The sequence below is a fragment of the Staphylococcus sp. FSL H8-0121 genome (assembly GCF_038008425.1).
GTDB lineage: Bacteria > Bacillota > Bacilli > Staphylococcales > Staphylococcaceae > Staphylococcus > Staphylococcus pasteuri.
Map to the genome: position 1 here is coordinate 110,355 of NZ_JBBOZB010000003.1, position 23,760 is coordinate 134,114.

Below are 23,760 nucleotides of genomic sequence, written 5' to 3' on the forward strand. Positions count from 1 at the left end.
ATTCATTAAAAATCATTAAACTTTCCTATAATAATAGCCATTCATTCTTTTTCAAAATGAATGGCTGAATTTATAGCTGTATTTTATTTTCTTACTAAATTTAACAATTCTACTTCATATGATTTATCTTAAAAGCAATTGGTAAAATTATGCACCTGCATTTGATGCAATAATATATCCTAAAGTGAACCCTAAAATAGTGAATACTATTGCAGCGACGATAATGATAATACCGTGTGTCTTTTTACCTTTACTAATTGTTAAAGCACCAAACACAATTCCTGCTGGACCAAAAATAATTGGTAATACAATTAATGATAACGCAGAAAATACCCATCCAAGGATTATAAAAACTAATGCATTATTATCTTTTTGTTGTTCAGGCATATTTTAGCCTCCTTATGTTTATCTACATTAAATATACATTTTTTTGATGAATTTGTTAATACTATTTAATCTTTTTTTACAATATAAATATAGAAAACAAAATATTAATTCATAAATTTACATTTACATATAAAAGAACAATTCAATGGTGGTAATAGTTATATACTTTCATAAATTAAAATTTTGCAATACCTATGATATAATTTAACTATAATAATCAAACAATTCAGAACAAAAACAAGAAGAGATTTCAATGCTTCTACAACGGAGGGGAATATTTTGATAACAAAAGTATTATATGGGAAATCCGAAATAGATGTTGAAGTTCCTGACGATAGCACAGTCATAGAACCCTTAAATATTGATCCAGTGGAAAATGTAGAGGGAACGATTAAAGATGTATTACAACATCCTACCAACTCGAAACCTTTAAAAGACATGGTTAAAAGTAGTGATACAGTTTCTATTGTCATTAGTGATATTACACGACCTACACCTAACCATATATTGGTACCGTTATTAATGGAAGAGTTAAGTCATGTACCTCGAGAAAACTTTGTGATTATCAATGGCACTGGCACACATAGAGATCAAACACGAGAAGAATTAATAAGTATGTTAGGCGAAGACATTGTTGACACTGTTAAAATTGTTCACAATCATTGTAATGAAGAAGAAAGCTTAACAAAAGTTGGCCATAGTCAATATGGTTGTGATGTTTATTTAAATAAAGATTATGTAGAATCTGATTTTAAAATTGTGACTGGTTTTATTGAGCCTCACTTTTTTGCAGGTTTTTCTGGTGGTCCTAAAGGTATTATGCCAGGTATTGCTGGAATTGAAACCATTCAAACTTTCCATAATGCCCAAATGATTGGCGACCCTCGTTCAACATGGGGAAATTTAGATGATAATCCTGTCCAAAATATGGCTCGTGAAGTAAATAAAATGTGTAAGCCACACTTTATGCTAAACGTTGCATTAAACAAAGATAAAGAGATTACTGCAGCATTTGCCGGAGAAGTTTTTGAAGCACACAAACAAGGTTGTGCCTATGTTAAAGAACATGCCATGTTTAAATGTGATCAAAGATTCGATGTCGTTATTGCCTCTAACTCAGGTTATCCACTTGACCAAAACCTTTATCAAACTGTTAAAGGTATGAGTGCTGCAAGTAAAGTGGTTAAAGAAGGCGGTAATATTATTATGGTTTCTGAATGTGCAGATGGTTTCCCAGATCATGGTAAATTCGCTGAAATTTTCAAAATGGCAGATACGCCTCAAGGTATTTTAGATTTAATACATGATCCTAACTTTTCTGAAGTTGACCAATGGCAAGTACAAAAACAAGCAAGTATTCAAACATTTGCCAATGTATATGTATATTCAGAGTTAACTGACCAACAACTTAAAGACTCAATGCTTAATCCTACATCAGATATGGAAAAAACGTTACAAGAATTAGAAGAATCGTATGGTCGTCCATTAACGATTGGTGTCATGCCTCAAGGTCCATTAACAATTCCATACGTAGAAAATGAATAATTTAAATTACTTATAGGAGGAATTCAACATGACTAATATAAACAATAAAGAAGAAAAATTAGATCAATTATTAAACAATATGGGAAGTGTAGTTATCGCCTTTTCTGGTGGTGTAGATAGTAGTCTCGTTCTTAAAAAAGCAATCGACAATTTAGGAACTGAAAATATAATGCCTGTTGTAGTCAAATCTGAACTTTTCCGTAATGAAGAATTTGACCAAGCTATCGAACTTGGTAATAGCTTAGGTATTCATGTAGTAGAAGCTGAAATGTCTGAATTGAATGATGAAAATATTATTAAAAACACACCAGAAAGCTGGTATTATAGCAAACGTTTGATGTATAGCAATTTAGAAGATATCAGAAAACAAGTCGGATTTAACTATGTTATCGACGGAATGATTATGGATGACTTAGAAGATTTCCGTCCTGGATTAAAAGCTAGAGAAGAATTTAATGTTCGAAGTGTACTTCAAGAAGCTGAGCTATACAAATCTGAAGTACGTGATTTAAGTCAACAACATCATTTACCAGTTTGGAATAAACCAGCATTATGTAGTTTAGCTTCAAGAATTCCATATGGTGAACCTTTAAGCTTTTCAAAAGTAAATAAAGTTAATGAAGCAGAAAAATATATTCTAAGTCTAGGCGTTAATAATGTTCGTGTACGTTATCATCAAAATATAGCACGTATTGAAGTAGAAGATGATGCGTTATCTACAGTTATTCAAAATAAAACAAATATTACATTAAGACTTAAAGAGCTAGGATTTGACTACGTAACTATCGATTTAGAAGGTTATCGTACAGGTAGTATGAACGAAGTTATAAACACTAAGTCATCTGAATTTTAAGTATTAATTCTAATAATTATAAGGATGTCAAAATATGAAAGATAACAACGAACAACTAGAACAAATTCTAAATAAAGTTCACAACAATCAAATATCTGTAGAAGAAGCGAAAGCCCAACTCCGTCATTACGACGAATTGGGCTTTGCTAAAATCGATTTACATCGTGCACAAAGACAAGGTTTCCCTGAAGTCATCTTTGGACAAGTTAAAACTAAAGAACAAATTGATCAAATTATCGAAAGTTTACTTAATACCAATCAAACTATTCTCGTAACTCGAGTGAATAATGACAAAGCGCAATATATTATCAATAAGCATCCACAATTACAATATCATGATTTAGCACAAATCATATCTAGCCCAATTGATGCTATACCTAAATCAAACGCGTACATTTCAGTATTATGTGCTGGCACTTCGGACTTACCTATCGCTGAAGAAGCAGCCTTAACAGCAGAAGTCATGGGTACAAATGTTCAAAGATTTTATGATGTAGGTGTTTCAGGTATTCACCGCCTTTTTGAACATATCCAAGATATACGTAAAGGTCACGTTTCAATTGTTATAGCAGGTATGGAGGGTGCATTAGCTAGCGTTGTCGGAGGATTAGTGGATCATCCTGTTTATGCAGTTCCTACTAGTGTAGGTTACGGTGCTAATTTAAATGGTATAACAACATTATTATCAATGATTAATTCATGTGCGCCTGGAACAAGTGTACTTAATATAGATAATGGTTTTGGTGCTGGTTATAATGCTTCGATGATTATAAACATGTTGGAAAATAAATAGAAATGGAGACACTAATATGAGTAATGCATTGTATTTAGATTGTCATGCTGGTATTGCTGGTGACATGCTATTATCCGCACTTGTAGATATAGGTGCTAACCCTCAGGAAATTGAAAATGAATTAAAAAAATTACCCATCGATACGTTTTCATTACATTTTAATAAAGTAATGAAGCAAGGCATACAAGCCACGTCACTGAAAATTGATTTTGAAGAATCACACCATCATCGTAAAGCTTCTGATATATATAACATTATAGATAATAGTACTTTAAATGATAGAGTTAAAACGCGTAGCAAAGCTATTTTCAATGTTATTGCACATGCTGAAGCTAAAATACATGGTATGTCAGTAGACGAAGTTCATTTTCATGAAGTAGGCGCTATGGATTCAATCATTGATATTATTGGAGGCTGTATTGCTCTAGAACTTTTAGACATAGATATTCTTTATTGCTCACCTATTCCAACAGGAAATGGTCGAATAAAAATCGCACATGGTGTTTATCCAATTCCAGCACCAGCTACTGCAGAAATATTAAAAGGAATACCTTTAGCACAGTTTAATGTATCTAGTGAATTAACTACACCTACTGGGGCAGCTTTTGCTAAAAGCCTTGTAAATTCGTTTGGTACATTTCCTGCAAATACAATGAAGAACATTGGTTATGGAGCCGGAACCAAAGAATTCGACTTTCCAAATGTGTTAAGAGTCATTCAATTTGAAGTGCTAGATCAACAAAATGAAGCTGACCAGGTACAGGTCATAGAATGTCAAATTGATGATATGACCGCTGAAATGTTAGGTGATATAATGGAAAATACTGTAAATCAAAAGGTATTGGACATATTCTACACACCAATTATTATGAAAAAACAACGCCCTGCTACTCAACTTACAGTTATTTGTAAACCAGATTATAAATCAACTATTGAAGATTTCATACTTACACATACATCAACATTAGGTGTTAGAAGCTATACAGTTAACCGTCGTATTCTAAGTCGTCAATATCATGATATTGAAACACCTTATGGCAATGTGTCAGTTAAATTAGCTTATAAAAATGATGAATTAATCAAAGCCAAACCAGAATTTGATCAAATCAAAGAAATCGCCAAAAAGTATAATCAAAATATTCAAACTATTTACCAACAAATAACTAAATGTATGGTTGAACAACTCAATTTATAATATAAAAATAAACCAACAACTACACATCATCAAAGGATGATTTTGAAAGTTGTTGGTTTATTAATTATTTATTCAAATGCGTCAAATAATTCTTTGCTTGAGTTATTCCACATATCTTCATTATGATTTTGTAAAAAGTCTTTAAGTACTTTTTTATTCTCTTTACCAATATGATCGATAATAATTTGATGTTTCATAGATTTATCCATCATGTTCACATGTTCAGGCATACTTTTATACCCACGACGAATGCTTTTATTTACTAATAAATAGCATCCCGTTACACCAGCGTAATATGGGCCATGTTCTCCTCTTTCAGTAGTAACCCAACAAAGCCAGTATTCTTTTGCTTCTTCGCCTTCTACTTCTGATTTGTCGGTAATCCATTTAACACCTTTTTCAACTTTAGCACGTGCATGCATGCCACCAATATCAATAAAAGCTTCTTGATTTGCAACATCTATAAATACTGGCGCAATATTATCTAAAGTAATTGAACCAATATTGGTACCTTTATGTCCATCTAAGGGATCATTTTTAATAATATTAAAATTAAAACCTTTCTTTTCTGACACGTAGGCCACCTCCTCTGACAATTTCCAACTGAATTCTATATTAAATGAGCAAACAATTTCTATCAATCGATTGATTAATTTAATTCATTTAAAAGATTAATAATAGAACCTTTTATCTCTTCATCCTTAATATTTAAAATCAATTCTTTTGGATAATATAATTTATAATCTTCTCTATTAATTCCTGTAATACTATTAATGACTAATGATTGATTACTAATCTCTCTAATTGAACCATCTCTTCTTAGTAAGTGAATGGGTTTACGATTAGAACCTGGTCGATCATAATCGTAAGGTAAATCTGAAAACGACTCGCTCACAAAGTAATAATTAGGATTAATTCCTCCCGCTTCAAATAACTCTTGAAGTTCTGAAATTGTTATTATTGAGCCGTCAAACGGAATATATTTAAATAAATCACGATTAATAAAACGACGTGATAAATCACTCAAAATCATGTCATCTTCCTCGACCCATTTTTTCAAATAATAGATAACAACTGCTTCGTCTAAATCAACATATTGTTGAATTGTCATTGTCCCTTCGAAAAATGGTATAAAATCTTCAGGTGATTTCTTAAATTGATACCCTTCATTATATAGTTGTTTAGCTCTTTTCAGACAGTTATTTAATAATACCTCTCCACCTCTGCTGACAGGATGGAAATATATTTGCCAATACATTTGATAACGACTCATGATGAAATTTTCAACTGCATGCATACCACTTTCTTTAATTAAAACTTCATCTTTAGAAGGTCTCATCAAACGTAAAATACGTTCCATATCAAAAGCACCATATGATACTCCAGTAAAGTAAGCGTCACGTTGTAGATAATCCATTCGGTCTGCATCAATTTGTGATGAAATCATAGATATGACTAACTTATTATCGTGAGTCTTATTAATTACATCAGCTACTTGTTGTGGAAATGTAGCTGAAACACGACTCAATACTTCATTTACTTCTGTATTTCCGGTAATAATTTCCTGAGTAAACGCTTCATGATCTGTATTAAAAATCTTTTCAAAGCTATGTGAAAACGGTCCATGACCTAAATCATGTAACAACGCAGCACACAAGGCAAGAGGACGGTCTTCGTTATCCCATGCATCGCGACCTTCAAATGTTTCATCTATCATACGACGCACTATTTCATAAACACCTAGAGAATGTCCGAATCGACTATGTTCAGCTGTATGAAAGGAAAGATATAATGTGCCAAGTTGCTTAATTCTACGTAATCTTTGAAATTCCTTTGTCTTCACTAAATCCCAAATCAATTGATCTTTAACATGTATATACCTATGTATAGGATCTTTGAATACCTTTTCCTCTGCAAGTTTCGTCGTTGCATACGATGATTGTGTCATGAAATACCTCCTTTTAAAGGGAGACATATATTTTTTTGTCCCCTAACATTTACTCTATAGACTCTATTCAATTTAGTAAGTAGTCATAATCATTGATAGCATACATTCATTGTAATTTTCTTTAAAATAAAAATAATTGTGAACTAAAAGACTTTCTTCATTAATGCTAAATTCATGACTTCCCCATACATTTCTGGTTGATAAGATCTTATAATTTCAAACCCTTGTTCTTTATAGAAATGAATACCTTCATCATTTTGATTATCAACTTCTAAGAAAACCGTGTCATACTTCCCTTTAAATGACTCTAAACCTTTTTCTAATAACAACGTACCATAGCCTTTATGTTGAGACTCAGGATGTACATAATGCGCTGATAAATATAATTCTTCACCATAAATAAAATTGGCAAAACCTACAATTTCTTCATCTTCTTCTGCAACTAAAAATAATTGCTCTTGCATTCTTTTCTTTAAATGTTCTTCGTTATATGACGCTGCTAATAATTCATTGATTGTGCTAGCAGCATAAATATTTAAATACGTATTATACCAAGCTTTTGTTGCTACATCTCTAATCGCTATCGCATCTGTACTTGTTGCTTCTCTGACTCTATGCATTTTTGTCTCCCCTAACAATTACAAGTTATTAATAAATGCATTATATCATATATGTATCGTATTCATTTAACGCAGCGTATTTAATTTTATATACTTATATATTTTTTAAAATTATCTATGAAAACAACTCATAAAAATTCATATTTTGTATTCTTCGTATTGTAAGAAGTACTATAAACATAACAAAGCCCTTCACTAATACATAAGCGAAGGGTCTTATATTGTACTACAAGTTATTTACATTAATTCTATTGTTTGAATAAATGATTCCATTCTCTCGCTCTTTCTAATGCGTAATTGTCTTTCATGATATCGCCAGGTCTTTCAGCTGTACCAATAATGTAACCAGCGAGTTCTCCGCCAATAAATTCTAATGTATATTTCATTTGATCAACACAAGGTTTAGACTTCACTTTTGGACAGTCTCCACCTACTAATATTAATCTAAAGTCTTTTTTAGACATTATTTCTTTAAAATCTGAATATCTTTCATCTACCATTGTTTCTGACCAATGATCAATAAACGCTTTTAATGATGCTGATAAACTATACCAATAAATTGGCGACGCAAAAATGACAACATCACTTTCTAGCACAGTTTTAATTAATTGTTCATAATCATCTGGATATGAATCTATCTTCTTATCATTATGACGTACATCTCTTACTGGATTTAATTGATATTGTGTAACGTCTATCCATTGGTGTTCAACATTTTCTAATGCGTATTGCGTTAATTGCGCTGTGTTTCCTTCTGGACGACTGCCACCGAATAAAACTGTAATCATTACCCTTTCCTCCTTATCTATTATTCTTTAAGTAAGTTGCTCAACTATTCAATATGTTTTTTTACCCGTTAAAGTTAAAAATATGTATCAGAGAATGAAAAAATTTTAACTATTATATCTAATCAATTGGAATTATATAAATTTAAAATATCCCGTAAATCGCCAATATTTAGCTTATTTACGGGATTAATTTTAAAAAAGGTTGGTTTATTTATTTGTTAATTGGAAATAAAGAATCGATTTTATCAATTTCGTCTTGTGATAATTTTACGTTAGCCGCTTCAATATTTTCTACCACTTGTTCAGCACGTTTCGCACCTGGAATAACAACATCTAACGCTGGACGAGTAAGATAAAATGCTAACACTACATTAGCTATAGTTGTATCATGAGCTTCAGCAATATCTGTAAGCTGTTTTACTCGACGTACATTATCTTTAAATACCTCAGGTTTAAAGTCTCTTCTTGTCGCACGATGATCTTCAAATGTTGTATCTTCATCATATTTACCCGCTAGAATTCCAGACGCTAATGGGAAATATGGCACGAATGTAATTTGATTATCAGCAGCGTATGCCATCACTTCTTCATTTTCTCTATGCAATAAATTATATTCTAATTGAACAACATCTACTAAACCATCTTTATTTGCTTCTTTTAATTGATCTAATGTGAAGTTAGATACACCGATTGCTTTAATTTTTCCTTCTTCTTTTAATTCTTGTAATGCTGCAACTGCTTTATCTTTTGGCGTATTATCATCTGGAAAATGAATATAAAATAAATCAATATAATCTGTTTGAAGACGTTTTAAACTGTTTTCAACTTGTTGTTTAATAAACTCTGGATCATTATTTTGATGTACATCATTGTTTTCATCGAAGTAATGAGAACCTTTCGTAGCAATTTTGATTTGTTCTCTTGGATATTCTTTCACAACTTCTCCAACTAATTCTTCAGAACGTTCAGGACCATAAATAAATGCTGTATCTAGTAAGGTAATTCCATTATTAATCGCTTGTCTAACAACTTCTTTACCTTGTTCTTCATCTAAATTTGGATAAAGATTATGTCCACCTACTGCATTAGTACCTAGTGCAATTGGAAATACTTTAACATCTGATTTACCTAATGTTACTTCTTGAGCCATTCTATTCATCTCTCCTTCCGCGAATTGTATTTTAATGCTTTATGTTTACCCTAAAATTAAACGTATCATTCATATAGTAATATTTGATATTATAAAGTAACTATGAGAAGGAGTTGATTAAATGAGAATTAATGTTTTACAACATACACCAAATGAAGGTGTAGGAGCTATTGGTGATTGGGCAAAAGAAAATAACCATGACTTATATATCTATCATCCCTATTTTTATAACGGTGTATTACCAACTGCAGACGAAACAGATTTACTTATTATCTTAGGTGGGCCTATGAGTCCTAATGATACAGATGAATGGATTTATAAAGAAAGAGAACTTATAAGAGACTTATTAAAAGTGAATAAGCCAATGTTTGGAGCTTGTTATGGTGCACAACAAATTACAAAAGCGATTGGCTACACAGTAAGTAAATCACCAGTGAAAGAAGTTGGTTGGGATAAAGTTTACCTAGAAACTGATACTATTCCATACTTACCAAAAGAATTAATGGCTTTACATTGGCATGAAGAAATGTTTCAAATACCTAAAAATGCCGAGCTATTATTTTCAAGTGAGCATTTAAACAATCAAGGCTTTCTACTAAATCAAAATGTAATTGGATTACAATTCCATTTTGAACCAGGGCCTTACGACGTTAAAGAAATCGTTATTAATGACTATACTTATGCAGTTGATTCTGTATTAAATCAAACGCCTCAAGAGATTATTAACTATGATGTACCTGAGGAAAATAAAGAAGTCATGTTTAAATTATTAGATTTCATAACGCAATCATAAGATTAATTAAAAATCGTACTTTTAATCTCTTCAAATTTATACCCATTGACTATTAATTAATTTTTTTATTTAATGTAACTATAACAGTTACATTTTGGAGGATGTTATGAACTTAGAGTTTAATATTGCGATTCATGTGCTCGCTTTCTTAACAAAACATAATCATCAAAGATATCACAGTACAGCATTAGCAGAACTTACTTGCATTAACCCTGTTCAATTACGACGAGTTGCAACGCTTCTTACCTATCACGATTATATTGTCACCATTCGTGGAAAAAGTGGTGGCTACCAGGCTAATGATATGACAAAACATGTTAAACTGTCTGACTTATATCAATACTTTGTGTTAGATAAACAACCTAATCAAAAACGTATTTTTACAGGGAAGCAATCAAGTCATTGCACCATAGCAAGACATATTGCCGATACAATGACATACCATCAAAACCAAGAAGCAAATCATATATTAAACTACTATAGTTCTATAACTATCCAAGATATAGTTCATCAAATACAACAGGAGGACAACATCAATGAACAAATATGATCTAATTATTATTGGATTTGGTAAAGCCGGGAAGACATTAGCAAAATTCGCAGCAGCACAAGGACAACAAGTCGCAATGATAGAGCAATCAAAATCTATGTATGGTGGCACCTGTATCAATATAGGGTGTATCCCATCAAAAGTACTTGTTCATGACGGGATTGCAGGTACAAAATTTGATGATGCATTTTCAAGAAAACAAGAAGTTGTACAAGCATTAAATCAAAAAAACTATCAACTTTTAGCAAACGACGAAAATATAAGCGTATTGAATTATAAAGCGCAATTTAAATCAAATACTGAAGTTCATTTATTAGATAAAAACAACGACATCATTAACACTATTACAGCCCCACGTATCATTATTAATACTGGAGCTAAAGCAAATATTCCTAATATTAAAGGTATCAATAATGCTAAACATCTATTTGATTCCACTGGTTTATTAAATATATCTTATCAACCTAAACATTTAGTAATCATTGGTGGGGGTTATATCGCTTTAGAATTTGCCTCTATGTTCGCTAATTTAAATACTAAAGTAACCATCTTAGAACATGGTTCAAAATTAATGCCTAGAGAAGACAGTGACATCGTTAATGCAATTATTAATGACTTAGAGAATAAGGATGTTACTATTTTAACTAATGTTAATACGACTGAATTGATTGATGATGTCGACAAAACCATTATTAAAACCACTCAAGGAGACTTTGAATCTGATGCTGTATTACTTGCGACAGGACGTAGACCAAATGTCGATTTAGGATTGGAAAATACTGATATCCAATTAACTAAAGATGGTTCAATAGCAGTGAACGAACATCTACAAACATCAGTAGCACATATTTATGCAGCTGGTGATATTAAAGGTGGCATGCAATTTACTTATATATCATTAGATGATTATCGTATTATACAATCTCATCTTTATGGAGGTGGAAATCGTACAACAGAAAATAGAGGTTTCATACCTTATACTATGTTTATAGATCCACCATTATCTCGAGTTGGAATGACTAGCGATCAAGCTAAATTAGCAAATTATAATTATATAGACAAGCTACTTCCCGTCAATCAAATTCCTAGACATAAAATTAATAATGACAGTCGAGGATTATTTAAAGTAGTCATTAATAAAGAAAATCATCAAATTTTAGGTGCATCATTATATGGTAAAGAATCAGAAGAAATGATTAACCTAATTAAGTTAGCAATGGATCAAAACATTCCATATCAAGTTTTAAGAGATAATATCTACACACATCCAACAATGACAGAATCATTCAACGATTTGTTTAACATATAAAGAAAGAAGCCATCATTCGTTAATATGATGGCTTCTCTACTATTATTTCAATGCTTTTTTCTTTTCAAGTTTTTCTTTTAATTTTCTATCTTGTTCTTCTTTACGTCTTTTACGTTCTTCATTACGTTTTCTTAAACGTTCTTCTTCTTCAGGATCTCGAGGTTTTTTCAGTTGTTTAGTAACCTTTTCAATTAATTCCTCTTCAGTTAAAGCAGCTAGTGGACGATTATTTACGAATGCAAAAGTCTTACGTCTACCCGGACCACAATATGACTGACAACCTATTTCTATTTCAGCTTCAGGGTCTAACTTTTCTAATTTCTTTTGCAAAGTTTTAACGTTAACTGCCTGACATTCATCGCATATTAAAAATTTATTTTTCATATTGTCATCGCCCACCTTTCTATATTTTTGTATTATTACTTTTTAATAGTTATCTATTTTTATAATTGTGCTTCCTAATCTATATATAACTTTAATTATTTTACTCTTTTTACCAAAAAATTCAAGTTACTTTTTAACTATGTAACGTTTTGTTCATAAAAAAGCCTTCTAAAATAGATTAGATATTTATCATCAAGTTATTTGTTATAACGACGATAAAATCAATCATTTTAAAAGGTTCATATCATTATTGCCCATGATATATTTTAAATAGTAAAGGTTTAATACCATTAGACGTCCATTCTTCATATATCTTTTGTTTGTCAGCATTTTGGTGAATGATGGCAATACCACAATCTCCACCGCCAGCTCCTGAAGTTTTAGCAGCACCGCCATGTTGCTCAGCGATGTCACACAAATGTTTTAATTTCTCTGTTTCAATATCTACTGATGCTTGATTATCCATTTGACGAATGATAAGACGATTTTGACGAATCATCTTTTGTACACCTTTAATATTGTTAGTTTTAAATGCATGGATTAAATTTTCAACACATTGATGTGAACTATCTAAAAATTCGCCATAAAAAGCGGGATCAGATTTAAGTCTTTTAACTTCGCTAACTAGGTGTGGTGAAGATGCTGGTGAACCAGTCCATCCTATTAATACTTCCATATTTTCTGGCGCTTGTAATGGTTCGATATGAAGACCAGGCCAATTCTTGTCTAATACCGTATTTACTGAAGTCGTTTCGATTTGCTGCTTAACCCAGTCATGATCGAATGTACTATATGCTAACCAGCCACTATAAACACTTACGGCAATGTCGCCACAAGAACTTAAACTTTGTAATTTCATATTCGAAATAACTGCTAATTTATAAATATAAAGATTAGATAATTCTAATTCATAAAATTCGTTAAGTACTTTAACAACTGAGACTAACACAGCGGCACTTGAACCAAGACCATACTTATTACCATTAGCATCATCTAAGTTACTATCAATTGTTAAATGAAAATGTTTTAGAGGGATATCACAACTCTTAGCATACTGTTCAAACACTTCTATGGCTGTAACAACATAATTTAATTGTTTAGCTGCCTGTGGATCAGAAATGACGATGCTATCTTCATCTCTATAAAATGTTACAGGTTCGTGATGTAATGTCTTTGAATGAATTGTACCTTCAACTTGATTTGAAGGTTCGATTGTTGCTGTAACAAAGCGATTTAATGCAATTAACACAGATTTATATCCTGGTTCTGTAACTGCATATTCACCAGCTATATAAAGTTTACCGGGTGCTTTGACCTGAATCATTCTATCAATTCCTTACTTAATTATTTCAACGCCTGTAGCGATAATATCACTTGCAATTATTTTTGAATCATCAAATTGTTTTTTAAATTGTTCAATCACTGCTTGTTTATTTTTCTTTTCAACAAGGACTTTCACATTTGGACCAGCATCCATTGTGAAATAACAAGGTAATCCCATTTCCCTACATTTGTGAACAATAGCCATTGCATCATAGCTTTCTTGTACTAAATATGTAAATGGCGGTTGAGCACCAAGGTTTGTAGCATGCATACGTAAACCATTTGCCTCAATCACTTCTCCAAGATGTTTAAAGTCTTTAGATGACATCGCGCGCTTAACTTCAGCTATATCCTCATCTACGTGATCTAACCAATATTGATAAAAGCGAGATGTATCACGTGTCAATGACATACCTGAACGACTGGATACTTTTTTAGATTGATTATTGATAACGACAAATATCATAGACAAATCATCTTCCCAATGATTTGCATCGACTGGATGAGCATATGATGTTTGGTCATCATGACCCTTTTCCCATTCAGCAAAACCACCGAAAATGCTTCGAGATGCCGAACCAGACCCACGACGTGCTAAACGAGATAAATCTTTATCTGTTAATCGAAGTTGTAAAGCTTCATTACAAGCTGCTGCGAGCGCTGCGTATGCACTTGCAGATGATGCTAAACCAGCAGCTGTCGGCACAAAATTATGACTATCAATACGAGCATGTAAATTTGTACCTGCTACTTCTCTAACAATATCCATATAAGATTGAATTTTTTTAGTTTCTTTTTCATTGGCTTCTTCACCATTTAAAATAAATTGATCATTTTGATAGTCACTGTCAAACGTTACTTCAGTTTCGGTATAAAACTTTTCCAATGATACAGATAGACTATTATTCATAGGGATAATTAACTTTTCGTCAGCTTTTCCCCAATATTTAATCAATGCAATATTTGTATGTGCACGCGCTTTGCCACTTTTTGCCAATGGGTTAACCTCCTAAATACTCAATCCATGTATGTGCAGCTCCTGCTTTTTCAACTGCCGCTACAATTTTTTCTGCAGTATGTAAATCTTCAGCTAGTAACAACATGCTTCCGCCACGTCCACCACCAGTCAATTTACCTGCAATTGCACCATGGGATTTTCCTATTTCTAACAACCCTTCTATTTTATCATGACTTACTGTTAAATTTCTTAAATCTTGCTGACATTCATTAAAAATATTGGCTAATTGTTTGAAATTATGATATTCGATTGCCTGACTTGCTTGGTATACTAAGTCCCCAATATTTTCAATATGTTTCATGTATTCTTGTGATTCACATAAATTGTGAACATCTTCAACTGCTTGTTTTGTTGAACCTTTTACGCCAGTGTCAATAACAACCATATAGCCGTTTAATTGAAGTGTTTTTAAAGTTTCAGCATGACCATTTTGAAACCATACTGGTTTATTAGAAACTATCGTTTGTGTATCAATACCACTTGGTTTACCGTGAGCAATTTTTTCTGCCCAGTTAGCCTCTTCAATTAGTTCTTTATCACTTAAAGTTTCTCCTAGAAAATCATAACTTGCTCTAGTAAAAGCAACAGCTATTGCTGCACTTGATCCTAACCCTCTTGAAGGTGGTAAATTAGTTTGAATTTTAATTAATAATGGCTCTTCTACACCCGTTTTGTCGATAAAACGTGTCACGATTGATTTTAAATGCTCTGGCGCATCATAAAGAAGACCATCATAAACATCACTTTCGATGGCTGAATAATTTCCCTTTTCAAGGCTTTCTATTAACACTTTAATTTTACCGGCGTTAAATGGAATAGCTATAGCAGGTTGGCCAAAAGTTACTGCGTGCTCGCCTATCAAAATAATTTTACCGGTAGACTCCCCGTATCCTTTTTTTGTCATGTTATTATCACCTTTTATTATACCTTCACTAATCTGATTCTTCATTGTCTTTACGTGTTTATGTTTGTATATATAGTTTTTTACAGACTAATATTTTAACGAGTATCATTTGTAATGATATTATTACGATTTTAAATAACAAACTATATATTTTATACCTATATACAAAATCTTGAATATATTTACCTTTAACTAAGGTTTTGTAAACATTTTTACATTTTATAAACTTAAGTCTGCTATTTTTATATAAATTTTTCCACCTAAACTATAATACTACAAATAATTCTTGGAATACACAGATTTATATATAATATAAGAAATTTAATGTACTCAATACATCATTTTTATAGTTTATTAAACTACGTTATCACTGCAAAAACTATAAAAAACCGTCTTATTTTAAAGACATTAAACCTCAATATCGATTATATTGTGGTACTAAGTCATATTAAATAAGACGGCTAATTATTTTAAATTGTCATTATTATCTAATTTATACTACTTTTCGTTCATTTTAGTTATCATTTTTGCATTACGGTCTATCATTTTATCAAAATAACCTTCATAGCGTTGCCACTCATCGTCAGTGATTGGGTCCATATTTAAGCGTCCACCTAAATCTTTGATGGCATATAGTAATAAAAACATGGTATCTTGTACAGTAATCTTTTTATTTAAAAGCGTTTCAAGGGATGCCATGCATTGTGGTTCAATATCAGGATAAATAAACTTAGTTGTTTCACCTTTTAAAGCACGGTCATAAAAATGTTTCATCATTAATGCACGTTCTGAACCCGAACCTTCAACACATAGATAGACTTGAACTGCAATACCGCCTCTTACACGTCTTTGTGAAATGCCTGCAAACTTCTTACCATTAATACTTAAATCGAATTTTCCCGGGCAATAAGAATGTGTAATTTCAAGAGTATCTATCTCTACATCTTCGTCTTCGAACATTTTGGCAACAAGCAAATACATAACAGTAAATGCTTCATCAATTGTCGTTTCTGACTGCCCTTTGAACATTAATGAAATATTTAATATTCCTTGATCTAAGACAACCCCAAGACCTCCCGAATTACGTACAATCGCGTTATAGCCCATTTCATCTGTTAGATAGGCAATACCATCCTTTAAGAATGGTAATCGAGAGTCATGAATACCAAGAATAACAGTATGTTGATGAATCCAAGTTCTCACTACGTTAGGTGATAAATCTTTACCTACACTTTCGCTAAACGTGTCATCAAAAGCAAATGATTGCATAGGTTCCAAACCACTGGAATGGTCAATGTATCGCCATTCTATGTCATTAAAATATTTATTTGCTAAGTCCATTATTGTAATGATTGTGCAGCAGTAATAATTGATAAGTTATAGACATCTTCAATTGAACATCCACGAGATAAGTCATTTACAGGAGAATTCAAGCCTTGTAAAACTGGACCAACTGCATCATATCCACCTAATCTTTGAGCTATTTTGTAACCAATATTACCTGCTTCTAAACTAGGGAAAATGAAAACATTTGCATCTCCTTGAATTTTAGCACCTGGCGCTTTTTTCTCAGCTACACTTGGTACGATTGCTGCATCAAATTGGAATTCGCCATCAATAACAACATTGTCTAATTGTTCTTCTGCTACTTTATCTTGTGCTAATTTCAATGCATCTTGAACTTTAGTCACGTCATCTGATTTAGCAGATCCTTTAGTTGAAAAGCTTAACATAGCCACTTTAGGTTCCATACCAAAACTTTGTGCAGATTTAGCACTTTCAACAGCAATTTCAGCAAGACCTTGTGCATCTAATTCAGGGTTAATTGCACAATCGCCAAAGATATATTGTTCTTCGCCTTTCATCATAAAGAAGATACCAGATGTTTTAGATACGCCAGGTTTAGTCTTGATAACTTGTAATGCTGGACGAACAGTATCACCAGTTGAATGCGCTGCTCCACTTACTAAGCCTGCTGCTTTACCAGTGTTTACAAGCATTGTTCCAAAGTAATTAACGTTTTCTAATAATTCTTCAGCTTGTTCTTGTGTTGCTTTGCCTTTACGGCGTTCAACAAATGCGTCTACTAATTCTGATTTCAATTCACTTGTTGAAGGATCGATGACTTCTATATTAGCAATATCCAAACCTTTGTCTTCTGCTAAGGATTGAATTTTTTCTTTATTACCTAAAACGATTGGTGTTACATAATCTGTAGTTTGTAATTGTGTAGCCGCAGTTAACACACGTTCGTCTTCCCCTTCAGGTAACACAATATTTACATTTTTTCCTGATAATTTGTTTTCTAATACATTTAATAGATTAGCCATAATGTCCTCCTTGAATTTCTTTTTCATAATAACGTTTACAAAACTAATTATACGTTATTTTAAAATAGAATTCCATTTCACTTTTTTGTAATCATTTACTTAGGAGCTGACTATTTATTTATGATAAAATTTAATGTGAATTGATATTATAGAATTAAAGGAGCGATAAACATGAGTGAAGCAGCCGAAACATTAGATGGTTGGTATAGTTTACATTTATTTTATGCAGTTGATTGGGCTACTTTTAGATTAGTCCCTCAAGAAGAACGCGAATCAATGATTGCTGAATTCGAAAGTTTCGTGAACGATAAATCTGAAGCTAGAAGCTCTCATACAGGAGACCAAGCTATTTATAATATTACAGGACAAAAAGCCGATTTATTATTATGGTTCTTACGTCCTGAAATGAAAGACCTTAATTTAATTGAAAATGAACTTAACAAATTACGTATAGCTGATTTCTTTATTCCGACATACTCTTATGTGTCAGTCATTGAATTAAGTAATTACTTAGCAGGTAAATCTGATGAGGATCCATATGAAAACCCTCATGTAAAAGCTAGATTATATCCTGAACTACCACATTCTGATTATATTTGTTTCTATCCTATGGATAAACGTAGAAATGAAACATATAACTGGTATATGTTACCAATGGAAGAAAGAAAATCATTAATGTATAACCACGGAATGATTGGACGTAAATATGCTGGTAAAATCAAACAATTTATCACTGGTTCTGTCGGCTTTGATGACTTTGAATGGGGTGTTACTTTATTCTCAGATGACGTCTTACAATTCAAAAAAATTGTTTATGAAATGCGTTTTGATGAAACTACTGCACGTTATGGAGACTTCGGAAGTTTCTATATAGGTCATATTTTAAAACCTGAAAACTTCAATCAATTTTTCAAAATTTAACAGTTGATTATCAGAGAATTCCTATTTTTATATGAATAGGGATTCTCTTTTCATATCTATAAACCAATTAAAAAAGTACACTTTGCAAGCAAAGTGTACTTCTGACGTGTAGTATCCTTGGGAGAACTTTAATCACTACTACGTATAAGTTAACTAAATTAAATATATTGTCGCTACCCAATATATTTTGTAATAGTTAACTAATATTAATTTAACCTTTTTGAAATATTTGAAACATTATTTTAGTGTTGAGTTATATATAAAATGCAATAAGTTTATATAAGTATCAATTTATACATTTTCCTTTTATTTTTCTAAATTTTATCGAAAAATCATGAATTAAATTGCTTATCAATTTTGTCATTCACTTCTTTTTTCTATATAGTTATTAAAACTGAAATGTTTTACAGCCTTTCTTTATCGCTATATAATGGTTTTTTCTCTTTTCATACTCTATAATTAATATATCTAAATTTAAAAATTTTAAAAACTGGTGATTAAATGACAAAAGTAGTAAATGAAAACGAGCATGAACGTCTCATCAAAGATGTGGTTATGTTAGCCGCACGTGTTTTACTTGAATCTGGTGCTGAAGGTACACGGGTAGAAGATACAATGAATCGCATCGCTAAAAAATTAGGTTATCAAGAAAGTAATAGCTTCGTTACAAATACCGTTATTCAATTTCATTTACATAATGAAGCAACCCCACGTATGTTTAGAATAAAAACAAGAGACACTAATTTAATTAAGATTTCACAAGCAAATGAAATTTCTCGTTTAATTACTAAAGGGACGATGGGTCTTGAAGAAGCTAAAGAAAAATTAGAAAAAATTTATGTCGCTAAAAGAGATAGCAGCCTTCCTTTTAAAGGATTTGCCGCAGCAATCATTGCAGTTAGTTTTTTATATTTACAAGGTGGTTCCCTAGTAGATATTATTACTGCTCTACTTGCAGGTAGTTTAGGTTATCTGGTTGTTGAAATACTAGATAGAAAGTTACATGCTCAGTTCATACCTGAATTTATAGGCTCTGTTGTTATAGCTTTGATTGCTGTAACTGGTCATACTTTAGTACCTCAAGGTAATCTTGCGACCATTATTATCGCTTCAGTCATGCCTATTGTTCCTGGTGTATTGATAACAAATGCGATTCAAGATTTATTTGGTGGCCATATGCTTATGTTTACAACGAAATCTTTAGAAGCACTTGTCACTTCATTTGGTATAGGTGCAGGTGTAAGTTCAATATTAATATTAATCTAGGAGAGTTGTTATATGTTTTGGATATTAAATTTTATATTTAGTTTTTTAGCATCTCTGTTCTTTTGTGTCATATTCGATGCTCCTAGAAAATTATATCTATCTTGTGGATTTGTTGGGGCTTGTGGTTGGATGGTTTACACACTGTTCTATAATGGATTAGAAGCTCATACAATATATTCCAGCTTCTTCGGTAGTCTTGCATTAGGTCTATTAAGTCACTATATGGCTAGATATAAAAAAGAACCCGCTATTATTTTTATGGTAACTGGAATTATACCTTTAGTTCCTGGCGGTCTTGCTTACGATGCTACTAAAAGCTTAGTTTTATTACACTTTAATAAAGCAATCAACACCATGCTTGAAGTGACATTAATTGCAGGCGCTATTGCTTTAGGTTTACTGTTTGCAGATCAAATTTCAAAAATCATTATTTCTGGGTTCGCTATAACTAGAAAAAAACTATAAATATAAAAAAGTCATGATGAGTATTTAAGAGGTTATCTCTTTTCTCATCATGACTTTTTAATTATTATTTATTTTTGACTGGTTCATCAACCATGTTTTCTACTTCATCTTCACTTCTATTTAAAATTAATCTACTTAATTCATCGTTATCAATTTTTTTCAATTTAGGATAGCGAATGACAAAGAAAATCAATCCTAATACTAACCATACACCTAATGCAATATAAGATGGTAATGAAAGTGATGCTGGTGTACCAGGAATTAATAATAAACATAAGAAAATGAATGATACGACTGAACCAATAATACCGAATGTTTTATAAATTGGTGCATACGTATTACTTTGTTTATTGTAACTGAATAACTTAGTAGCAGATAAACAAGTCACAAAGTATGCTACAGAAACACCTGTTGAAGACATATCAACAATCCATGTTAACGCAGTACGTCCTAACCATGGTGCTATTAAAGATACCGCAACTAAGAAAATAATTGCTACATAAGGTGTCTTGTATTTACTATGAATGCGGCTAAATACTCTTGGCATAATTCCTGAACGTCCCATAGAGAATAGTAGTCTGCTGGCACTCATCAAGAATCCATTTAATCCAGTAAAGATACCCATCATAATAGCAATAGCTAATACAGCTAAACCAATATAACCAAATGCTGTTTGTGTTTCTGCACCTGTTAACCATAACTGGCCATTTAAACTTTTTTGATCTGTACTTAACCATCCTGTATATAAAATCATTACAACATATGTCATAGATGCTGCAAGTAAACTATACACAATTAATTTAAATGTTTTGTTTGGTGCAAAGTTAAATTCTTCGGCTGTTTGTGGTATATTATCGAATCCTACATAAGCCCATGGCGCAATTGCTACTATAGTGATAATAGACATGAACCAACCTTCATGTGGATTTGATAATGGTTTTAAGTTATCTAAGGCAAAGTTATTACCAAAGAATGAACCAAAGAACATTAATAATACTACAATAACCATAGCTACACAGAAATAATATTGTAATGACCCAGATACACTTGCGCCTCTAATAGCTATAAACATAAAGACAAGTAATAATACTGTTGCAATAATAATTTCAGTTATGTAGACATCCCAACCTGCAACTGAATACATTTTTCCGTTATTGAGTACACTTGGTAATAAAAATTTAATCAATAAACTAAAAGCGGTGGCATTCAATGCTACAACACAGACATAACCAAAGGTTAAGAACCATGAAGAGAAGAAACTTACATATCTACCAAAACTTAAGAAACTAAATGCAAATGCCCCACCAGAAACGGGGAATTTTTCTACTAAAGCACCATAACTTACTGCGATTAAAATCATAAGTATAGCGCCAATGACAATACCAATGGACGCAGCTACAGGACCTGCTTGCCCAATCCAATCCCCTGGTAGTATAAATGCGCCCCAACCAATACATGAACCATATGCAATCGCCCAAACAAACTTTTCTGATAAGTTCTTTTTGAGGTCGCCTCTATCTACCTTTTTATTTTCGTTATTTTCCATAATTAAAAACTCACCTCGATGTATGTGTATACCCGAAAAGGTGAGTCATGTAACTTAAATATCGAATTATTATTAATTTTATTTCAAAAGCTGAACTAACGGTTTTATTAACCTGAAAACTTAAACGTTGCAATAATTAACATTAACCAGCCGACAATAAATAATACGCCACCAATTGGTGTAATAGCACCTAATATGCGAACTTGTGTTAAAGCTAATACATATAATGAACCACTAAAGAATACAATACCAAAGAATATTAACCATCCAGCCCAATTAATGTTGATTGATGTTGTTCCGCCAATCACACCAATAATTAATAATGCTAGTCCATGGTACATTTGATACATTGTCGCTTTTTCCCAAACAGACATGTACTTTTCTGATAGCTTACCTTCTAAACCATGTGCACCGAATGCACCAGTTCCAACAGCCATCATTGTATTTAAGGCTCCTAATATAATAAATAATTTCATCATAATTTATGTTCTCCTTTATGTTTAAAAATCAAATATAGACTCACCGTTGCCTATTTCATCATCAGTCGTCATTAAATTAGAATTAGAGATTGAATTCGTATTGGTTGGTTGAGATTTTGCACTTTCCGTATTAGAAACTTTTCCACCCATTGCTCTAATTTCTTCAACTGTCACATTATCATAGCCAGATTTACTATAATTATCACTCATTGGTTTATTCGCTGTACTTACCTCTGTATGCGTAAAATCATTACCTTTAGATTTTCCCATACTCACTTTGTCTGTAGCCGAAGATGTATAAAGTGCTGTAATGGTATGTATCGCATACATATGTTTCTCAAAATCTTGTTGTGAAGTTGATTCGTCAGCTTGAACGAGTTCTCGTTCTATTAATTGAATCACTTTGTCTTTATCCATGACTATTATCCTCTCTTTCACACCAATGAATAGGCGTTTTACCTTTTGATTCTAAAAATGAATTTGCTTTGGAATAAGGTTTAGAGCCGAAGAACCCTCTATACGCCGATAATGGACTTGGATGTGGTGACTTTATTATATGATGCTTAGATGTATCGATTAATTTTATTTTTTGTTGGGCGGGTTTTCCCCATAAAATAAACACAACATCTTCTCTTTCTTCTGAAATGGTACGAATCACTTCATCTGTAAATATTTCCCAGCCGATATCTTTATGTGAGTGGGCCTCACCTTGTCTTACAGTTAATACTGTATTAAGAAGTAATACGCCTTCTCTTGCCCAATCCTGTAAATGTGGTGACTGACGTCTACAACCTATGTCTTCTTCTAATTCTTGGTACATATTTCTTAATGAAGGTGGAAACTTAGCATTAGGTTGAACTGAAAAAGCTAAACCGTGCGCTTGATTAGGGCCATGATAAGGATCTTGCCCTAATATGACAACTTTAATGTCTTCAAACGGTGTTAAATCAAAGGCTTGATAAATATTTTCTCTTTCTGGATAAACAATTTGTGTTGTATATTCTTTTTCAAGAAAGTCATGCATTGCCTTGAAATCATGTTTAGACGTAATATTATGAAAAACTTCAGACCATTCCATCCTTTTTCACCTCAAAGATATTTTAACATATCTCTACCTTCAAATTATAATTAGGTTTAATGTAAACTTTTATTTAAAATAAGTTTACAAATTATCTTGAATTATATATAGTTCA

General features: G+C 32.0%; 26 protein-coding genes. 10 read left to right on the forward strand and 16 right to left on the reverse strand.

Annotated elements, in window-relative coordinates; translation table 11 throughout:
* Window positions 1–147: 147 nt before the first annotated feature.
* Window positions 148–387 carry a hypothetical protein gene (locus tag LFT63_RS10825; RefSeq protein WP_029056392.1) on the reverse strand — a complete coding sequence of 80 codons (240 nt, stop codon included), beginning with the start codon at window positions 385–387 and terminating at the stop codon, window positions 148–150.
* A gap of 279 nt (window positions 388–666) precedes the next feature.
* On the opposite strand from LFT63_RS10825, the gene larA reads away from it, so the two are divergent.
* Genes larA through larC form a run of 4 tightly spaced genes read left to right on the forward strand, consistent with a single transcriptional unit; the run spans window position 667 to window position 4,773 of the window.
* Window positions 667–1,932: a nickel-dependent lactate racemase gene (gene larA, locus LFT63_RS10830; protein WP_340769141.1), complete on the forward strand. Its 1,266-nt coding sequence runs from the start codon at window positions 667–669 to the stop codon at window positions 1,930–1,932.
* Window positions 1,933–1,960: 28 nt separating this feature from the next.
* Complete coding sequence (gene larE, locus LFT63_RS10835; protein ID WP_340769145.1) at window positions 1,961–2,785, forward strand: ATP-dependent sacrificial sulfur transferase LarE; 825 nt, start codon at window positions 1,961–1,963, stop codon at window positions 2,783–2,785.
* Window positions 2,786–2,819: 34 nt separating this feature from the next.
* Complete coding sequence (larB, locus tag LFT63_RS10840; protein WP_340769147.1) at window positions 2,820–3,578, forward strand: nickel pincer cofactor biosynthesis protein LarB; 759 nt, start codon at window positions 2,820–2,822, stop codon at window positions 3,576–3,578.
* 16 nt (window positions 3,579–3,594) lie between these two features.
* Window positions 3,595–4,773 carry a nickel pincer cofactor biosynthesis protein LarC gene (gene larC, locus LFT63_RS10845; protein ID WP_070452650.1) on the forward strand — a complete coding sequence of 393 codons (1,179 nt, stop codon included), beginning with the start codon at window positions 3,595–3,597 and terminating at the stop codon, window positions 4,771–4,773.
* A 68-nt stretch (window positions 4,774–4,841) separates the two neighbouring features.
* Here the strand turns inward: larC and LFT63_RS10850 are convergent, their stop codons facing one another.
* The 5 genes from LFT63_RS10850 to LFT63_RS10870 all read right to left on the reverse strand — a co-directional run bounded on the left by LFT63_RS10850 (window position 4,842) and on the right by LFT63_RS10870 (window position 9,279).
* Window positions 4,842–5,348, reverse strand: a complete 507-nt coding sequence (locus tag LFT63_RS10850; protein ID WP_017636367.1) for a YwhD family protein — start codon at window positions 5,346–5,348, stop codon at window positions 4,842–4,844.
* A gap of 74 nt (window positions 5,349–5,422) precedes the next feature.
* Entirely contained in the window at window positions 5,423–6,721 is a 1,299-nt protein-coding gene (locus LFT63_RS10855; RefSeq protein ID WP_070452652.1) for an HD domain-containing protein, read from the reverse strand.
* 143 nt (window positions 6,722–6,864) lie between these two features.
* The gene (locus LFT63_RS10860; RefSeq protein ID WP_017636369.1) at window positions 6,865–7,341 is read right to left on the reverse strand and encodes a GNAT family N-acetyltransferase; all 477 of its coding nucleotides are present in this window, start codon (window positions 7,339–7,341) and stop codon (window positions 6,865–6,867) included.
* A 248-nt stretch (window positions 7,342–7,589) separates the two neighbouring features.
* Window positions 7,590–8,129: a flavodoxin family protein gene (locus LFT63_RS10865; RefSeq protein WP_017636370.1), complete on the reverse strand. Its 540-nt coding sequence runs from the start codon at window positions 8,127–8,129 to the stop codon at window positions 7,590–7,592.
* A gap of 211 nt (window positions 8,130–8,340) precedes the next feature.
* Window positions 8,341–9,279: an aldo/keto reductase gene (locus LFT63_RS10870; RefSeq protein ID WP_029056386.1), complete on the reverse strand. Its 939-nt coding sequence runs from the start codon at window positions 9,277–9,279 to the stop codon at window positions 8,341–8,343.
* Between the two features lie 121 nt (window positions 9,280–9,400).
* Here LFT63_RS10870 and LFT63_RS10875 point away from each other — a divergent pair, with 121 nt between their 5' ends.
* From LFT63_RS10875 to merA, 3 genes are all read left to right on the forward strand, one after another.
* Window positions 9,401–10,072 (forward strand): type 1 glutamine amidotransferase, encoded by a 672-nt coding sequence (locus LFT63_RS10875; protein WP_029056385.1) that lies wholly within the window; start codon window positions 9,401–9,403, stop codon window positions 10,070–10,072.
* Between the two features lie 106 nt (window positions 10,073–10,178).
* On the forward strand, window positions 10,179–10,622 hold the full coding sequence (hypR, locus tag LFT63_RS10880; RefSeq protein ID WP_232159415.1) for a redox-sensitive transcriptional regulator HypR: 444 nt from the start codon (window positions 10,179–10,181) through the stop codon (window positions 10,620–10,622).
* Window positions 10,609–11,931, forward strand: a complete 1,323-nt coding sequence (gene merA, locus LFT63_RS10885; RefSeq protein ID WP_340769153.1) for a hypothiocyanous acid reductase MerA — start codon at window positions 10,609–10,611, stop codon at window positions 11,929–11,931. Before hypR ends, merA begins: the two co-directional genes overlap by 14 nt.
* Before the next feature lie 42 nt (window positions 11,932–11,973).
* On the opposite strand, the gene LFT63_RS10890 is transcribed toward merA, so the two are convergent.
* The 6 genes from LFT63_RS10890 to pta all read right to left on the reverse strand — a co-directional run bounded on the left by LFT63_RS10890 (window position 11,974) and on the right by pta (window position 17,890).
* On the reverse strand, window positions 11,974–12,315 hold the full coding sequence (locus LFT63_RS10890; protein ID WP_017636375.1) for a DUF1450 domain-containing protein: 342 nt from the start codon (window positions 12,313–12,315) through the stop codon (window positions 11,974–11,976).
* Window positions 12,316–12,562: 247 nt separating this feature from the next.
* Window positions 12,563–13,639: a phosphomevalonate kinase gene (locus tag LFT63_RS10895; RefSeq protein ID WP_017636376.1), complete on the reverse strand. Its 1,077-nt coding sequence runs from the start codon at window positions 13,637–13,639 to the stop codon at window positions 12,563–12,565.
* Between the two features lie 12 nt (window positions 13,640–13,651).
* Window positions 13,652–14,635, reverse strand: coding sequence for a diphosphomevalonate decarboxylase (gene mvaD, locus LFT63_RS10900; protein ID WP_340769156.1), 984 nt, complete (start codon window positions 14,633–14,635; stop codon window positions 13,652–13,654).
* Between the two features lie 4 nt (window positions 14,636–14,639).
* Entirely contained in the window at window positions 14,640–15,560 is a 921-nt protein-coding gene (mvk, locus tag LFT63_RS10905) for a mevalonate kinase (protein WP_340769158.1), read from the reverse strand.
* Between the two features lie 498 nt (window positions 15,561–16,058).
* Entirely contained in the window at window positions 16,059–16,901 is an 843-nt protein-coding gene (locus tag LFT63_RS10910) for a lipoate--protein ligase family protein (protein WP_026083429.1), read from the reverse strand.
* Window positions 16,901–17,890 carry a phosphate acetyltransferase gene (gene pta / locus LFT63_RS10915; protein WP_340769160.1) on the reverse strand — a complete coding sequence of 330 codons (990 nt, stop codon included), beginning with the start codon at window positions 17,888–17,890 and terminating at the stop codon, window positions 16,901–16,903. The genes LFT63_RS10910 and pta overlap by 1 nt, the downstream gene beginning before the upstream one ends.
* A 171-nt stretch (window positions 17,891–18,061) precedes the next feature.
* Between pta and hemQ the strand changes: the two genes are divergently transcribed.
* The 3 genes from hemQ (at window position 18,062) to LFT63_RS10930 (ending at window position 20,542) form a co-directional block, all read left to right on the forward strand.
* Window positions 18,062–18,811 carry a hydrogen peroxide-dependent heme synthase gene (gene hemQ / locus LFT63_RS10920; protein ID WP_340769162.1) on the forward strand — a complete coding sequence of 250 codons (750 nt, stop codon included), beginning with the start codon at window positions 18,062–18,064 and terminating at the stop codon, window positions 18,809–18,811.
* A 501-nt stretch (window positions 18,812–19,312) separates the two neighbouring features.
* Window positions 19,313–20,077, forward strand: coding sequence for a threonine/serine exporter family protein (locus LFT63_RS10925; RefSeq protein ID WP_017636382.1), 765 nt, complete (start codon window positions 19,313–19,315; stop codon window positions 20,075–20,077).
* Window positions 20,078–20,089: 12 nt separating this feature from the next.
* Window positions 20,090–20,542 carry a threonine/serine exporter family protein gene (locus tag LFT63_RS10930; protein ID WP_017636383.1) on the forward strand — a complete coding sequence of 151 codons (453 nt, stop codon included), beginning with the start codon at window positions 20,090–20,092 and terminating at the stop codon, window positions 20,540–20,542.
* A 64-nt stretch (window positions 20,543–20,606) separates the two neighbouring features.
* Here the strand turns inward: LFT63_RS10930 and LFT63_RS10935 are convergent, their stop codons facing one another.
* From LFT63_RS10935 to LFT63_RS10950, 4 genes are all read right to left on the reverse strand, one after another.
* The gene (locus LFT63_RS10935; protein WP_017636384.1) at window positions 20,607–22,088 is read right to left on the reverse strand and encodes an APC family permease; all 1,482 of its coding nucleotides are present in this window, start codon (window positions 22,086–22,088) and stop codon (window positions 20,607–20,609) included.
* Between the two features lie 107 nt (window positions 22,089–22,195).
* Entirely contained in the window at window positions 22,196–22,564 is a 369-nt protein-coding gene (locus LFT63_RS10940) for a DUF423 domain-containing protein (protein WP_096807881.1), read from the reverse strand.
* Between the two features lie 24 nt (window positions 22,565–22,588).
* The gene (locus LFT63_RS10945; RefSeq protein ID WP_340769166.1) at window positions 22,589–22,984 is read right to left on the reverse strand and encodes a DUF5327 family protein; all 396 of its coding nucleotides are present in this window, start codon (window positions 22,982–22,984) and stop codon (window positions 22,589–22,591) included.
* Window positions 22,977–23,645, reverse strand: a complete 669-nt coding sequence (locus tag LFT63_RS10950) for a uracil-DNA glycosylase (RefSeq protein WP_340769168.1) — start codon at window positions 23,643–23,645, stop codon at window positions 22,977–22,979. The genes LFT63_RS10945 and LFT63_RS10950 overlap by 8 nt, the downstream gene beginning before the upstream one ends.
* Window positions 23,646–23,760 lie beyond the last annotated feature (115 nt).